Annotated in this window: 13 protein-coding genes; 3 read left to right on the top strand and 10 right to left on the bottom strand. The window is 74.0% G+C overall.

The annotated features are described in order from the left end of the window. Nucleotides 1–340: 340 nt before the first annotated feature. From LWC33_RS18490 to mobA, 7 genes are all read right to left on the bottom strand, one after another. Nucleotides 341–544 carry a hypothetical protein gene (locus LWC33_RS18490; RefSeq protein ID WP_233305655.1) on the bottom strand — a complete coding sequence of 68 codons (204 nt, stop codon included), beginning with the start codon at nt 542–544 and terminating at the stop codon, nt 341–343. Nucleotides 545–935: 391 nt separating this feature from the next. Continuing rightward, a complete protein-coding gene (locus LWC33_RS18485) occupies nt 936–2,846 on the bottom strand; it encodes a prolyl oligopeptidase family serine peptidase (protein ID WP_233305654.1) in 1,911 nt (636 codons plus the stop codon). A 3-nt stretch (nt 2,847–2,849) separates the two neighbouring features. Then, on the bottom strand, nt 2,850–4,622 hold the full coding sequence (locus LWC33_RS18480) for an N-acetylglutaminylglutamine amidotransferase (protein WP_233305653.1): 1,773 nt from the start codon (nt 4,620–4,622) through the stop codon (nt 2,850–2,852). Between the two features lie 21 nt (nt 4,623–4,643). After that, the gene (locus LWC33_RS18475; RefSeq protein ID WP_233305652.1) at nt 4,644–7,214 is read right to left on the bottom strand and encodes a carboxylate--amine ligase/circularly permuted type 2 ATP-grasp protein; all 2,571 of its coding nucleotides are present in this window, start codon (nt 7,212–7,214) and stop codon (nt 4,644–4,646) included. A gap of 69 nt (nt 7,215–7,283) precedes the next feature. After that, the gene (locus LWC33_RS18470) at nt 7,284–7,928 is read right to left on the bottom strand and encodes a TenA family protein (protein WP_233305651.1); all 645 of its coding nucleotides are present in this window, start codon (nt 7,926–7,928) and stop codon (nt 7,284–7,286) included. A gap of 11 nt (nt 7,929–7,939) precedes the next feature. Then, on the bottom strand, nt 7,940–8,701 hold the full coding sequence (locus LWC33_RS18465) for an MBL fold metallo-hydrolase (RefSeq protein WP_233305650.1): 762 nt from the start codon (nt 8,699–8,701) through the stop codon (nt 7,940–7,942). Beyond that, nucleotides 8,698–9,405, bottom strand: coding sequence for a molybdenum cofactor guanylyltransferase (mobA, locus tag LWC33_RS18460; RefSeq protein ID WP_233305649.1), 708 nt, complete (start codon nt 9,403–9,405; stop codon nt 8,698–8,700). The genes LWC33_RS18465 and mobA overlap by 4 nt, the downstream gene beginning before the upstream one ends. Between mobA and LWC33_RS18455 the strand changes: the two genes are divergently transcribed. Then, a complete protein-coding gene (locus LWC33_RS18455) occupies nt 9,404–9,772 on the top strand; it encodes a nuclear transport factor 2 family protein (protein ID WP_233305648.1) in 369 nt (122 codons plus the stop codon). The two genes, mobA and LWC33_RS18455, sit on opposite strands and share 2 nt — an antisense overlap. Nucleotides 9,773–9,784: 12 nt before the next feature. On the opposite strand, the gene LWC33_RS18450 is transcribed toward LWC33_RS18455, so the two are convergent. Next, nucleotides 9,785–10,465, bottom strand: a complete 681-nt coding sequence (locus LWC33_RS18450) for a DUF429 domain-containing protein (protein ID WP_233305647.1) — start codon at nt 10,463–10,465, stop codon at nt 9,785–9,787. A 17-nt stretch (nt 10,466–10,482) separates the two neighbouring features. Between LWC33_RS18450 and LWC33_RS18445 the strand changes: the two genes are divergently transcribed. Continuing rightward, nucleotides 10,483–10,950: a ribose-5-phosphate isomerase gene (locus tag LWC33_RS18445; RefSeq protein WP_233305646.1), complete on the top strand. Its 468-nt coding sequence runs from the start codon at nt 10,483–10,485 to the stop codon at nt 10,948–10,950. Continuing rightward, complete coding sequence (locus LWC33_RS18440) at nt 10,950–11,759, top strand: Fpg/Nei family DNA glycosylase (protein WP_233305645.1); 810 nt, start codon at nt 10,950–10,952, stop codon at nt 11,757–11,759. Before LWC33_RS18445 ends, LWC33_RS18440 begins: the two co-directional genes overlap by 1 nt. 29 nt (nt 11,760–11,788) lie before the next feature. On the opposite strand, the gene LWC33_RS18435 is transcribed toward LWC33_RS18440, so the two are convergent. Together LWC33_RS18435 and LWC33_RS18430 are read right to left on the bottom strand one after the other, a co-directional pair. Continuing rightward, nucleotides 11,789–12,832: a methyltransferase gene (locus LWC33_RS18435; RefSeq protein ID WP_233305644.1), complete on the bottom strand. Its 1,044-nt coding sequence runs from the start codon at nt 12,830–12,832 to the stop codon at nt 11,789–11,791. Nucleotides 12,833–13,003: 171 nt separating this feature from the next. Continuing rightward, nucleotides 13,004–13,780, bottom strand: a complete 777-nt coding sequence (locus tag LWC33_RS18430) for a hypothetical protein (RefSeq protein WP_233305643.1) — start codon at nt 13,778–13,780, stop codon at nt 13,004–13,006. Between the last annotated feature and the right edge of the window lie 53 nt (nt 13,781–13,833).

The raw sequence follows: 13,833 nt of genomic DNA, 5'->3' as shown, positions 1-13,833 counted from the left end.
GGCGTGGAGCGGTCGTTGACAGCGTTATGGCTCCACAACGCATACAGGGAACGCGTACAGGCTGGTCGCTCACAGCGATGTTGCCCTGGATGCGCCTTGGACAGGTCGGTTTGACCATGATCACTCCGAGCGGTACCGGGCGGCTCCTTGAGCAGCGCTCCCGTACCGCTCGCAACGATCATGCAGAGGGCACCCGCCCATGATCACGGCGAGCGTCACGCAGCAGCTCGCGGGCCCGCGCTCCTGTAACGCTCGGAACGATCATGCCCAACTCGCTCATGATCACCGCGAGCGTCACGTAGCAGCTGGCCGACCAGCACTCCTGTACCACTCGCAATGGTCATGCTGAGACCTCGCGTCCGTGATCATTACGAGCGTCACGCTGCGGCTCGCCGGCCAGCGCTCCTGTACCACTCGAAACGATCACGCCCGACGCGCGCTCATGATCAGCGCGAGCGTCACGTAGCAGCTGGCCGACCAGCACTCCTGTACCACTCGCAATGATCATGCTCGACGCCGCGCTCATGATCAGCGCGAGCGTCACGCTGCGGCTCGCCGGCCAGCGCCCCCGTACCACTCGGAACGATCAGGCCCGACGCGGCGTTCATGATCACTGCGAGCGTCACGCTACGGCTCGTCCGACAGCGTTCCTGTGACCGTCACACTGATCATGTGGTCGCCCTCGAAGCGAGCGTCACGCTGCGGCTCGTCCGACAGCGTTCCTGTGACCGTCACACTGACCATGTGGTTGCCCTCGATGCGAGCGCTACGGCGTGGCCGCTCCTCATGTGAGCGCTACAGAACCGCTCCCCGCGCAGCGCTCCCGCACCGCTCGGATCGATCATGGGAGCCAGCCGGAGCAAGCATGCGAGCCAGCCGGGTCGATCGTGGGCGGCCCAGCGCGTCGATCGTGCGAAGCCCAGCGGGCTCCCACCTCACGCCGTCCGGGAGGCGGGCTCCGTGAGGTGGCCCGTCACCCACCGCACCACCTCGGCGGTGAACTCCGCGCGGTTGGCGACGGCGTGGGTCTCGTGGCCCTCGTCGTCGAACAGGAGGAAGTTCGGGGCCGCCCCGCGGGCCCGCAGCGCCGCGACGATCTGCTCGGCCTCGCCCAGCGGGACGTTCGTGTCGTACGCCCCGTGCACGACCATCAGGGGCGCGCTGATCCGGTCGGCGCTGTGGATGGGGGAGAGCGCGCGCAGCAGCTCCGGGTCCCGCTCCGGGTCGCCGTACTTGGTGGTCGCGGCGGCGGCGATCCACGGCTCGGTGTCGGAGTAGAAGGTCTGCAGGTCGGACATGCCGCACACGTCGACGCCCACCGCGAACAGCTCGGGGAACCACGCGAGCGCGACGAGCGTGAGGTAGCCGCCGTAGGAACGCCCGGAGACGCCAATGCGGTCCGGGTCGGCGACGCCCGAGGACGTGAGGAAGCCGACCGCCGCCCGCACGTCCGTGATGGCGGTGAAGCGCCGGTCCAGGTCGTCGGCCTGCGAGAACACGCGCCCGAACCCGGCCGAGCCCCGCACGTTGGGCGCGAAGACCTGCACGCCCGCGGCGACGAGCGCCTGGAACAGCGGCTGGAAGACGGGGCGCTCCTGCGCCTCCGGCCCGCCGTGCAGCCACACCAGGGTCGGGGCGGCGCCGAACCCGCCGCGCGGGCGGAACAGCCAACCGGTCAGGGTCAGCCCGTCCTCGGCGCGGAACTCGTGCAGCGTGGGGTCGACGAGCTGCTCGAGCGCGTCGAAGGTGTCGGGGAGCAGCGGGGTGGGCTCGGCGAGGGGGACGTCGAGCGCGATCCGGGCGACGTGCGGCGGCACCGCCGGCCCTTCGCTGCCGACCAGCAGCGCCTGGCCGTCGCGGGTGAACGCCAGCCCCGTCACGACGTCGCCGGGGTGGTCGGGCACCGGGTCGGTGAGCCCGGTGCGCAGGTCGACGAGCTCGAGCTCGGAGCGGCCGTCGACGTTCCAGACGAGCGCGGCGCGGGCCCCGGCCGGGTCGAGGGCGACCTGGTCGAGGTCGTCGTGTCCTCTGCAGGCGACCTCCCACGCGAGGGAGACCTCCCCGCCGGAGGCGTCGTCGCCGATCGAGCACGCGAGCAGCGCGGGACGGTCCCGGCCCGCGTCAGTGTGCAGGTAGAGCACGCCGCCCGTGACGCCGAAGCGCACGTCGGCCACCGTGGCGTCGTGCCCGGGCAGCAGGTCGGTGCGGCGCCCGGTCCACAGGTCGATGAGCTCGAGGGTGCGGGCCCCGCGACGCCCGGTGCGCAGCACGGCGCGCCGGCCGTCCCGGGTGACCGCGCAGACCGCGGCCGACGGGCCGGAGCCGAGGACGATCGAGGAGCCGTCCCGGACGTCGACGAGGCAGGCCGTGCCGGACCCGTCGCCGCCGGCGGCGCGGTCCGAGTAGATGGTGACGCCGAGCTGCCGGCCGGTCGGGGACCACGCCCCGAGGGTGACGGCGGAGGAGCCGGCGGCAATCTCGCGCCGCTCGGCGCCGTCGGGGGACAGCAGCAGGACCCGGGTCCGCTCGCCGCCGCCGGGGGCCACCTCACAGGCCACGAAGGTGCCGTCCGGGGACCAGCTCAGCGCCTTGACGTCGCACGCCACGGCCGGGTCCACCTCGGTGTCCAGCGGCGCGGCGGGCTGCTCGGCGGGCCGCTCGCCCGCCGGCATGGGGCCGACGTAGGCGCGCGGGCGCCCGTCGCGGTCGGAGATCCAGGCCAGCAGCGTGCCGTCGGGCGAGGGCAGCGCGGAGCGGTACGCGGGGGTGAAGAGGCGTTCGTCCAGCTCACCGGCCAGCTGCGCGCGCCGCCGGTCGGTGAAGGTATCCACGTTGACACCGTTCATGAGCTAGATCCCCCTCTCCTGTAACCACATCTCCAGCAGTGCCACCTGCCACAAGGCGTTCGAGCCCAGGTTGGTGCGCTGTGTGTTCGGATCCGCGAGCATACGGTCGAGCCACCCGCCCCGGATCAGGCCCCGTGCCTTCGCGACCGGGTCCGTGACGGCGTCGCGCACCCGCTCCAGGAACGGTCCTTCCAGGTGACGGATCGCGGGCACGGGGAAATACCCCTTGGGCCGGTCGATCACCTCGTCCGGGACGACGCCGCGGGCCGCCTCCTTGAGGATGCCCTTGCCGCCGAGCGCGAGCTTCAGTTCTGGTGGGCACGCCGCCGCGAGCTCGACGAGCTCGTGGTCCAGGAACGGCACGCGTGCCTCGAGTCCCCAGGCCATCGTCATGTTGTCGACGCGCTTGACCGGATCGTCCACGAGCATGATCGTGCTGTCCAGCCTCAGTGCGGCGTCCACCGTCTCGTCGGCACCCGGCATCGCGAAGTGCTCTGCGACGAAGGCCCGGCTGGGGTCGTGGTCGAGCAGCCACTCGGGCTCGAGGATGTCGGCCAGCTCGGCGTGCGGACGGTCGGTGAACACGGCTTCGTAGGCCTGTACGGCCTGGTCACGGGGGGTGTCGCGCAGCGGCGGGTACCAGTCGTAGCCGGCGAACACCTCGTCGGCGCCCTGGCCGGACTGCACCACGGTCACGGACTTCGACACCTGCTCGGACAGCAGGTAGAAGGCCACGCAGTCGTGGCTGACCATCGGCTCGGCCATCGCCGTGATGGTCTCGTCGACGGCCGGCAGCATCCGGGCCGGGTCGACGAGGATCTGCTGGTGGTCGGTGGCGAACTCCTTCGCCACGATGTCGGAGAACTCGAACTCGTCGCCCTTCTCGCCGCCGGCGGCGTGGAAGCCGACCGAGAAGGTCTTCAGTCCGGTCTGCCCCTCCTGCGCCAGCAGGGCCACGATCAGCGACGAGTCCAGCCCGCCGGAGAGCAGCACGCCGACCGGCACGTCGGCGACCATCCGGCGCCGCACGGCCGTGCGCAGGGTGTCGAGCACGGCCTCCTTCCAGTCCGTGATGCCCAGCTCGGGGCGGCGTTCGTGCACCGGGCGCCAGTACACGCGGTCGGCGTGGCGGCCGTCGGGCTCGTAGGTCCGGACGGTGGCGGGCGGCAGCTTGCCGACCCCGGCGAGGATCGTCCGCGGGGCCGGTACCACCGAGTGGAAGGTCATGTAGTGGTGCAGCGCGACCGGGTCGAGCGAGGTGTCGACGCCCCCGGCCTCCAGCAGCGCCGGCAGCGACGAGGCGAACCGCACCACGTCCGGCCCTTCGGTCAGGTACAGCGGCTTGATCCCCAGCCGGTCGCGGCCGAGCACCAGCCGCCCGCTGTCCCGCTCGGCCACGGCGAACGCGAACATCCCGACGAAGTGCTCCACGCACTCCGGACCCCAGTGCGCGTACGCCTTGAGCACCGTCTCGGTGTCGGAGTCGGAGAAGAAGCGGTGGCCCGCCGCCTCGAGCTCCCGGCGCAGGTCCTTGTAGTTGTAGATGCAGCCGTTGAACACCACGGCCAGCCCGAGCGCGGAGTCGACCATCGGCTGGGCGCCCCGCTCGGACAGGTCGATGATCTTCAGCCGCCGGTGGCCCAGCGCGACCGGGCCGGCCGCGTGCACCCCCGTCCCGTCCGGGCCGCGGCGCTCCATCGCCTTGACGATCCGGGCGGCGACGGCCGGGTCGGCCGGCCCGCCGTCGAACCGCATCTCACCGGCGATTCCGCACATGTGGCTCCCTCCCACTGCTGACTACCGCAGGATCCAGGTGTCCTTGGCGCCGCCGCCGCGCGACGAGTTGACGATCAGGCTGCCGGGCGGCGCGACCCGTGAGAGCGCCGCGGGGACGACGTCGAGGTGCGCCCGGCCCCCGTACTGGCTCTGGAACACGAAGGCCCGCAGGTCGACGGCCCGCGGCTCCAGCCGGTTCCCGGAGAAGGTCGGGTGGGTGGACAGCGACACCATGTCCTGGGCCACCCACGCGGCCGGCTCGGCCCGGATCAGCTTCTCCACCTCCGTGAGCTCCGAGCGCTCCGCGTGCGGGCCGATCACGATCCCGCTGCCGCCGTAGCCGTCGACGGGTTTGAGCACGAGCTCGTGGAGCCGGTCGAGTACCTCGGCGCGCCGCTCGTCGTCGACGCACGGGTAGGTGGGCACGCTGTCCAGCAGCGGCGCCTCGTCGAGGTAGTAGGTGATCATGTCGGGGACGTAGGCGTAGACGAGCTTGTCGTCGGCCACGCCGTTGCCCAGCGCGTTGAGCAGCGCGACCCGGCCCCGGGACACCGCGGAGGCCAGCGCGCGCCCGATCGGCCGCATGTCGGCGCCCCGGGAGCTCATCAGGTCCTTCTCGTCCATCCGACGGTAGAGCGCGGAGAGCCGCCGCTTCCCGCCCGTCGTGACCAGGTAGACGCCGTCGTCGGTGACCTGCAGGTCCCGCGGCGTCACCACCGGCACGCCCATCCGCTCGGCGAGCAGCCGGTGCTCGAAGAAGGCCGAGTCCGAGGGGCCCGACGACAGCAGCGCCACCTCGTCGGCTCCCGGGCTCCCCGAGTCGGTCGCCGAGAGCAGCGCGGCCCGCAGCCGCCCGGGCACGTCCTCCAGCCCGACGACGCCCGTGGGCGGCTCCAGGTCGCTCATCACGCTGCGGACCAGCCGGCGGCTCATGATCGAGTAGCCGATGCCCGACGGCACGCGCAGGTTGTCCTCGAGCACCAGCCAGTGGTCGGGCGCGTCGCGGACCAGGTCGATGCCGGCCACGGCGATCCGCACGACGTCGCCGGGCACGATCTCGCCCCCGCGGTTGCGGCCGGGCGCGCCGTCGACCACGGCGGCGGGGACGACCCCGTCGTGCACGATGCGGCGTGCGCCGTAGACGTCGCGGACGAACAGCTCCAGCGCCCGCACCCGCTGCGCGAGCCCCGCCTCGAGGGCGTGCCAGTCCTCGGCGCTCACGATCCGCGGCACCAGGTCCAGCGGGAAGAGCCGGCTCTCCGCCGTGCCGTCCTCGGGGCCGAAGGTCACCCCGCGCGCCCGCTGCTCGGTCGCCAGCGCGGACTCCGCGGCGACCATCCCGCGCGGCCCCAGGCGTTCCAGCGCCCGGAACATCCAGCCGTACTGCGGCAGGACGGTGCCGCCGTTGCTGACGGCCTCGTCGAAGGCGCCCGGCCGGTAGTCGGCGAGCAGCTCGCGGGCGAGCGGCACCTCGACCGGCGGCTCGATCGACAGCTGCCGGCCCTGGGTGTTCGCGACGAGGGCGTCGACGACGTCGGTCAGCTCGCCGCGGCGGCCGAACATCCGGCGTTGCCGGGCCGCGCCGCTGCCGCGCTCCAACGTGGCCTGGGACAGCGCGAGGACCTGCTCCCAGTCGCCGAGCTCCTCCAGCTGCGGGCGCAGCATGCCCACGAGCTGCCCGATCAGCAGCGGGGGCGAGACGAGCGAGGGGCCCACCAGGTCGACCAGGTCGCCCTCCAGCCCCGACCGCGCGGCCCGCCAGCCCGCCGAGCGCAGCAGCTCCTGCCGGCTGGTCGGCAGCGGGACGCCCGCGTCCAGGTCCTGGCGGGCCCGGCACACCAGGGCGCGGAACAACCCGGCGATGAGGACGACGTCGTCGACCTCGGGGCAGGCGTCGCACACCCGCAGCTCGACCGTCGGCACGTGCGCGCTCGGCCGGATGTCGAAGTAGAGCATCCCGGGGTCGCTGATCGTGCCCGACGCGATCAGCTCCCGGACCATCGCGTCGTACTCGGCGGCGGTCTCGACCATCGCCGGCGGCCCGGAGGTCGGCCAGCGCGACCAGACCATGCTGCGGTAGCTCGCGTAGCCGGTGTCGTTGCCGCGCCAGTACGGCGAGCTGGCCGACAGCGCGAGCAGGATGTGCAGGTAGGGGGCCACGCGCCGGACGACCTGCACCGCGGTGTCCCGGTCCGGTACGTCGACGTGCACCTGGGCGCCGCAGATGTGCTGCTCGCGCACGAGCATCTGGTACTCGTGCTGCATCTTCTCGTATCGGGCCCCGGCGGAGATGTCGTCGCCGGTCAGGTCGACGAGCGGGACGGTGCCGGCCGCGACGATCCCCAGCCCGTGCGGCTCGGCGACGCTCTCCAGCTTCCGCCGCAGCCGCCGCAGGTGCCCGCCCAGGTCGTCGAGGGTCTCGCAGACCGGCGTGTTGGTCTCGACCAGCGAGCGCTGCAGCTCCCGCGCGAACTCGGCCCCGTCCAGCCGGGGGAGGAGGGCGTCGACCCGGGGCGCGGCGCGCCGCGTCTCGAGGTCGACGACGTGGAACTCCTCCTCGACCCCGAGAAGGGGTTTCCCGCCGCCACTCATGCGGGTGACGCTAGGGGGCGATTGTTACGGGCGGATAGCCCGCGGGCGGCGCTCTTCGCCCGTCCGTGCTCACCCGGCGGTGTAGGCGGCCTCGAAGAAGGCGAGCTCGAGGTCCACGGCCTCGGCGAAGTGCCGGGCGAGGCGGCGCGGGTCCCGGGCCTGCGGCGCGGAGCGGTCCAGCTCGGCGCGCAGGAACCCGACCCAGGCCTCGAACTCGGGGCCGCGGTGCAGGTCGATCCATCCGCGGGCGATCGGGTCGGTCGGCAGCGGTCCACGGGGACGGGATGCCCAGTCGAGGTAGATCCATTCCGCGACGAGGAGCACGGTGACGATCTCGGGGTAGCTCGCGTCGGCCCGGACGCCGTCCATCAGCTCGAGGAAGCCCCGGGTCGGGGCGGCGCGCTCCGGGGCCGTCCGGTCGGCGTCCGGCACGCCGAGCAGGTCGAACGAGCGGTGGAAGTAGTCGTGCTCGTCGCCGGCGACCAGCCCGACCTGACGGGCGTGCACCACCCGGGCGGCGGGATCGTCGCAGGTGGCGACGGCCGCGCCCATCAGGGCCAGGAAGGCGTCGCAGAACTGGAAGTCCTGCACGAGGTAGCGGCGCAGCACGTCGGGCGCGACGGACCCGGCCCACAGCTCCTCGACGAACCGGTGGCCGACGGCGGCCTCCCAGGTCTCCCGGCCGGACTCGCGCAACTCCTGCGAAAAGCTCACGGACGAGGACCCTAGGGCCAGGGGACGCCGGGGTGGGGCGAGCGCGCCTGCGCCTCGGCGCCGGTCAGCTCCCCGGCGGCGACGGCGCGGGCGAGGGCGGCCACCGTCGTCAGCTCGTCGTGCTGGGCGCGGGCCTGCGCAGGTGTCATGGGGTCGCCGTGGCCGGGAACGTAGGTGTCCGCGTGGAGCGCGAGCAGCGTGGCGACGGCGTCGGCCCAGCTCAGCGGGTGGGCGTCCTCGTAGTCCGGCGGCGCACCGGACTCCAACAGGTCACCGGCGAACAGCACGTCGGCGTCGGGGACGCGCACGGCCAGGTCGTGGTCGGTGTGACCGGGCCCGGGCGCGACCAGTACAACCTCCCGTCCGCCGAGGTCCAGCGTGGCCGGTGCGGGATCGGGCGGGACGGGATCGGTCGCCTCCAGCGCCTCGGCCGTCGCGCGAGCATCCGCACTGCGGTAGTGCGCGACCCAGCGCTCGCGCTGCACGGCGCCGGTGCGCTCCAGCGCGGCCCGGCAGGCGGGGTGCGCGAGGACCGGGGCGGGCAGGAACGCGGCGGTGCCGAAGCAGTGGTCGAAGTGGGCGTGGGTGAGCACGACCGTCACCGGCAGCGGGGTCACCGCGCGCACCGCGGCGGCCAGCTCGGCGCCCTGCTCGCGGTCACCCCGGGTGTCGATCACCAGTGCCCGCTCGGCGCCGAGGACCAGACCCGTGGTCAGGTCGAGCTCGGCGTGCCGGCGGGCCAGGACACCGTCGCCGACCTCGATCCAGGTCATCGCACCCGAGCTCGGGCCGAGGCGTACTCCTCGGGAGTGTTGACGTTCACCAGCGCCCGGAGCTCCGGGTCGCGCTCGCGCAGGACGGGATCGGCCAGCAGCTCGGCCTCGTCGGCGCGGTGTACGTCGACCGCCGCGAACAGGTCCGGCGGGCGGCTGCGCCCGTCCGCGATCAGCTCGGCGACGACCGGGGCGAGCGCGGTGCGGTACGCCGCGGCGAGCGGCTGGTGGTGCCCGTGCGCGACCGGCAGCAGCACGGCGTGCTCGCCGAGCAGCGCGATCACCCGCCGGACGTAGGCCTCGTGCAGGAAGGGCAGGTCGACGGAGGCCACGAACGCGACCTCGGCCCGGGTCTCGACGGCCGCCAGCCCGACGGCGATCCCCTGCAGCGGCCCGCGCCCCTCGACCGGGTCCTCGGCCGTCTCGATCCCGGCCGGCAGCGGAGGAAGCTCCTGGCTGGGCGCACGCACCACGACCACCGGCCCGTCGACGACCGCGCCCACGACCCCGCACACGCGCTCGAGCAGGGTGGTCCCGTCCCAGTCGAGCCAGGCCTTCGGCCGGCCCATCCGCGACGAGCGCCCGCCGGCCAGCACGATCCCCGCCGCCGCCACGGTCCGGACCCTACCGGCGGACCGGGCCGCCATCGCATTACCTCCGACGTCGTCGACCGGCCGCCCGCGGGACAGCAGGCTCGGTGCCATGACGAACACCATCACCGACATCGTCGACCGCTACCTGACCGCCTGGAACTCCACCGACGAGGCCGCCCGCGCCGCGGCCGTCGCGGAGGTGTTCACCGAGGACGCCCGCTACGTCGACCCGCTCGCCGACGTCACCGGGCACGAGGCCATCACCGCGCTCATCGGCGGCGTGCACAGTCAGTTCCCGGGCTTCGTGTTCGGGCCGGTGGGCGAGGCCGACGCCCACCACGACGTCGTCCGGTTCCGGTGGGGGCTGGGCCCGGACGGCGCCGGGGAGCCGCCGGTGATCGGCGCCGACGCCGTCACCCTCGCCCCCGACGGCCGGATCGCCCTGGTCCTGGGCTTCCTCGACAAGGTCCCCGCCTGACGATCCCGCGGGTCAGACGGCCACCCGCATGACCCGGCCCCGGTCGCCGGTCCTGCCGCCCAGGACGGCGGCGGTACCGGCGGCCCAACGGGCGGCGGACCAGGTGGCGGCGAGGGCGTCGAGGCAGTCGTCGAGCCGGGCGCCCTCGGGGAGGTCGGCCAGCGCCCGGGCCGGGTCCACCCAGCGGCTCAGCGCCGCGATGCGCTGGCCCGCACCCCGCGCCGTCTTCTTCGACGCGAACTCCAGCTCAGGCGCCAGCCCACGGAGCGCCAGCTCCGGATGCACCTCGATCACGTTGTCCGGCAACGGGTGCACGGCGTCCCACGAGAGGATCTGCCGGCGGATGTTGTACGTCTGGATGCTGATCCCGCGCCCGGTCAGCTCCCGCGCCCGCCGCACCGCCGCCTCGTGCGTCGGCTCCAGCAGCACCTCCCGCGGCGGCGCCGGGAACACCGAGGACCGCGCTCGGCCGAGCCGGACGGCGCACAGCACGTCGCACTCCCGGGGTGTGCCGTCGACCGGCAGGGCGAGCGGGATGTCGACGCCCACGGCCGCGCATCCCGCGGTCAGGCCGACCACCTCGGCGGCGCTCGCCACCACGGCCCAGCGCACCGTCCACCGCGGCGCGCGCCCGCGCAGGAGCACCACCACCCAGCCCCCGGGCACCCCGTCCACCCCGGCGATCCCGCTCATGAGGCAGGATTCTCGCCGTGCGCGTCTACCTCGGCAGCGACCACGCCGGCTTCGAGCTGAAGGGCCGGCTCTCCGAGCACCTCAAGGGTGCGGGCCACGACGTCGTCGACGTCGGTGCCCTGACCTACGACCCGGACGACGACTACCCGGCCTTCTGCATCGACACGGCCCGCCGCGTCGCTGGCGACCCCGGCAGCCTGGGCGTCGTCATCGGCGGCTCCGGCAACGGCGAGCAGATCGCGGCGAACAAGGTCAAGGGCATCCGCGCCGCCCTCGCGTGGAACACCGAGACGGCGACGCTCGCCCGCGAGCACAACAACGCCCAGGTCGTCGGGATCGGCGCCCGCCAGCACAGCGAGGAGGAGGCGCTCGCGATCGTCGACGCCTTCCTCGCCACCCCGTTCTCCGAGGGCGAGCGGCACCAGCGCCGCATCGACCAGCTCGCCGCCTACGAGCAGACGGGCGCGACCGCCGAGCAGGCCTGATGCCCGAAGGGCACACGCTGCACCGGCTGGCGCGGCGCCACCAGGCGCTGTTCGCGAGGCGACCGATGGCGGTGAGCAGCCCGCAGGGCCGGTTCGCCGACTCCGCCGCGCTGCTCGACGGCCAGGTGCTGACCCGCGCCGAGGCGCACGGCAAGCACCTGTTCCACCGGTTCGGCCCGGACCTGGTGGTGCACGTGCACCTCGGCCTGTACGGCACGTTCGACGACGGCGAGCTGCCCGCCCCCGAGCCGCGCGGCCAGCTGCGGCTGCGGTACGTCGGCGAGACGCACTTCGCCGACCTGCGCGGACCCACCGCCTGCGAGCTGCTGACCCGCGCCGAGGTGAAGGCGATCCGGGACCGGCTGGGGCCCGACCCGCTGCGCCGCGACTTCGACGCCGAGCGGGTGTGGGAGCGGATCTCGCGGAGCTCGTCGCCGTTGGCCACGCTGCTGATGGACCAGAAGGTGCTCGCCGGCGTCGGCAACGTCTACCGCGCGGAGCTGCTCTTCCGGCACGGGCTGGACCCGCAGATCCCCGGGCGGGCGCTCGACCGCGGCACCTGGGACGCGATGGCCCCGGACCTCGTCGCCCTGATGCGGGACGGCGTGCGCCGCGGCCGGATCGACACCGTGCGGCCCGAGCACGACCCGCGCCGCAAGGGGCAGGCCGCGCGGAAGGACCGGCACGGCGGCGAGGTCTACGTCTACCGCCGCGCCGGGATGCCCTGCCTGGTCTGCGGCACCGAGGTGCGCACCTCCACCCACGCCGCCCGCAACCTGTTCTGGTGCCCCACCTGCCAGGCGGGATGACTCGGTCGGGATGACTCGGGCGAGATGACTCAGGCGGGAACCGCCTCCAGCACGGCCAGCCCCATGGGCGACGCCATCGGCATGATGCGGCGCAGGGTGAACCCGGCGGAGGCGAACAGCTCCCCGAACGCCAGCCCGGTCCGCTCGCACCCGGTCGCGAGCAGCAGCATCGTCACGTCGAGCCGGATGACCGCGGGCCCGTCCACGGCCCGCTCCGGCAGCACCGCGTCGACCACCAGCAGCGTCCCGTCCGGCGCCATCGCCTCCCGGCAACGGGTCAGGATGCGGCGCGCGTCGGCGTCGTCCCAGTCGTGCAGGATCCAGGAGAGCAGGTAGGCGTCGCCGCCGGCCGGGACCCCGGCGAAGAAGTCGCCGGCGACGACCTCGGTGCCCTCCGGCACCCGAGCCGAGGCCACCACCTCGGCGCGGTCGACGAGCACACCCGACAGCCCGGGCGTCGCGGTGAGGATCGCGGAGAGCAGGATCCCGGTGCCGCCGCCGACGTCGACCAGCCTGCGGAACCGGCCGAAGTCGTAGACGGCGAGGACGTTGGCCGCCTCCCGCGCCGACCGGTCCACCATGCTGGCCTGGAACGCGGCGAGCTCGGCGGGGTTCCGCGCGAGGTGCTCGAAGAAGGGCTCACCGCGGGCCCGCTCGAAGGCCACGCCGCCCTCGCGCACCGCGTCGGCCAGCACGGGAGCGGCCGTCGCGTAGACGCCGCCGCGGGCGCGGATCGAGCCGCGGAGCGAACCGGGGACGTCCGAGCGCAGCAGCCGCCCGCTCGGCGTCAGCGAGAACGTGCCGTCCGGGAACTCGACGAGCACGCCCTCTGCGACCAGTAGACGCAGCACCCGGCGCAGCGGCCCGGGTCGGGCGCCGACCTCCGCGGCCAGCCCCTCGGCGTCGCAGGCGCCGCGGGCGAGCACGTCGGCCACCCCGAGCTCGGCCGCGACGTGCAGCGCGGCGGTGACGAGATAGCCGTCGGCGAGCCGGCCGAGGCGGGCGACGGCGTCGACCGCCGGGGCGTCGTTCGTCGTGGTCGGCGTCGTACCGGGCGTCGTCGGGGCGACCATGGGTGACCTCCTGTCGTCGACACGCAGGAGACCGTTCCGGCGGGACGGGAGATACGGCAGAAGGACCCGGAAAAGCACGACCGGCCCGGGACGAAGCACTCCGGGCCGGTCAGTGGGGGAGGGCCGGGCGAGCCGGCCGGACGTCTGACTGAGGTTCTGGTACCCGCAAGATCAGAAGTCGAAACCTCCGCCGCCGTCGAAACCGCCGAAGTCCCCGAAGTCGCCGCCGCCCATGTCGCCGCCCATGTCGCCGCCCATGTCGCCGGGGTCGCCCCCGAGGTCTCCGCCGCCGTCGCCACCGGCCATGTCCGCGGCCATGGCGTCGGAGTAGCCGTCGGCGTAGGCGCTGCCGGCCATGCCGGAGAACATCGCGCTGAACAGCAGGGCCGAGCCGACGCCCCAGGCGCCCGCGACCAGGGCCGGCTTCCACCACGGCTGGCTGTACCAGCCGGCGGGCACCGGCCGCCCGGCGACGTTGCCGCCCGGGTAGTAGTGCGCGTTGCGCTCGGAGGGGTTCGGCGAGGCGCTGTACTGCTGGCCCTCGACGTCGACCTCGCGGTCCTCGGTCACCGCCCCCGCACGCGCCTGGCCGGGCAGCGGCGGCAGCTCGGGGCCGGGGTCGAGGTCCATCGCGGTGCGTGCCGCGCGGACGTAGTAGAGGCCCTCGTAGGCGGTCTCGGTGACGCCCCGGGCCTGGGCGGGCGTGCGGGCCTGATCCAGCTGGGAGCCGGCCGCGTTGTACCGCTCGGACGCGTCGGCGAGGGCCTGCTTGGCCGCCTCGTTGGTCCCGACGAGGTTGAGCACCTGGCCGCCGAGGCGCTCGACCCAGCGGCGGGCGTCGGCCTTGGCGTCCTCGAGCTCGCGCGCCTGTCCGGCGTTCCGGTTGCGGACCAGCCAGACGACGCCCGCCACCACGGCGAGCAGCAGGACGATGGTCACGAGGTCCACGGGTTCTCCTTGTCGGGGGGTTGTGCACACCGACAACGGGCAGACCGGCACGA

Source organism: Pseudonocardia terrae, from assembly GCF_021343995.1.
Lineage (GTDB): Bacteria > Actinomycetota > Actinomycetes > Mycobacteriales > Pseudonocardiaceae > Pseudonocardia > Pseudonocardia terrae.
Note: the sequence above shows the minus strand (reverse complement) of the source record. Positions and strands in the feature narration are given on the sequence as shown.

What these genes read in the sequence shown, in the direction of transcription:
- LWC33_RS18465 (WP_233305650.1), bottom strand. Translation starts at nt 8,701, where the DNA reads ATGACCTGGATCGAGGTCGGCGACGGTGTCCTGGCCCGCCGGCACGCC.
- LWC33_RS18475 (WP_233305652.1), bottom strand. Translation starts at nt 7,214, where the DNA reads ATGAGTGGCGGCGGGAAACCCCTTCTCGGGGTCGAGGAGGAGTTCCAC.
- LWC33_RS18450 (WP_233305647.1), bottom strand. Translation starts at nt 10,465, where the DNA reads ATGAGCGGGATCGCCGGGGTGGACGGGGTGCCCGGGGGCTGGGTGGTG.
- LWC33_RS18455 (WP_233305648.1), top strand. Translation starts at nt 9,404, where the DNA reads ATGACGAACACCATCACCGACATCGTCGACCGCTACCTGACCGCCTGG.
- LWC33_RS18485 (WP_233305654.1), bottom strand. Translation starts at nt 2,846, where the DNA reads ATGAACGGTGTCAACGTGGATACCTTCACCGACCGGCGGCGCGCGCAG.
- mobA (WP_233305649.1), bottom strand. Translation starts at nt 9,405, where the DNA reads ATGGCACCGAGCCTGCTGTCCCGCGGGCGGCCGGTCGACGACGTCGGA.
- LWC33_RS18480 (WP_233305653.1), bottom strand. Translation starts at nt 4,622, where the DNA reads ATGTGCGGAATCGCCGGTGAGATGCGGTTCGACGGCGGGCCGGCCGAC.
- LWC33_RS18435 (WP_233305644.1), bottom strand. Translation starts at nt 12,832, where the DNA reads ATGGTCGCCCCGACGACGCCCGGTACGACGCCGACCACGACGAACGAC.
- LWC33_RS18440 (WP_233305645.1), top strand. Translation starts at nt 10,950, where the DNA reads ATGCCCGAAGGGCACACGCTGCACCGGCTGGCGCGGCGCCACCAGGCG.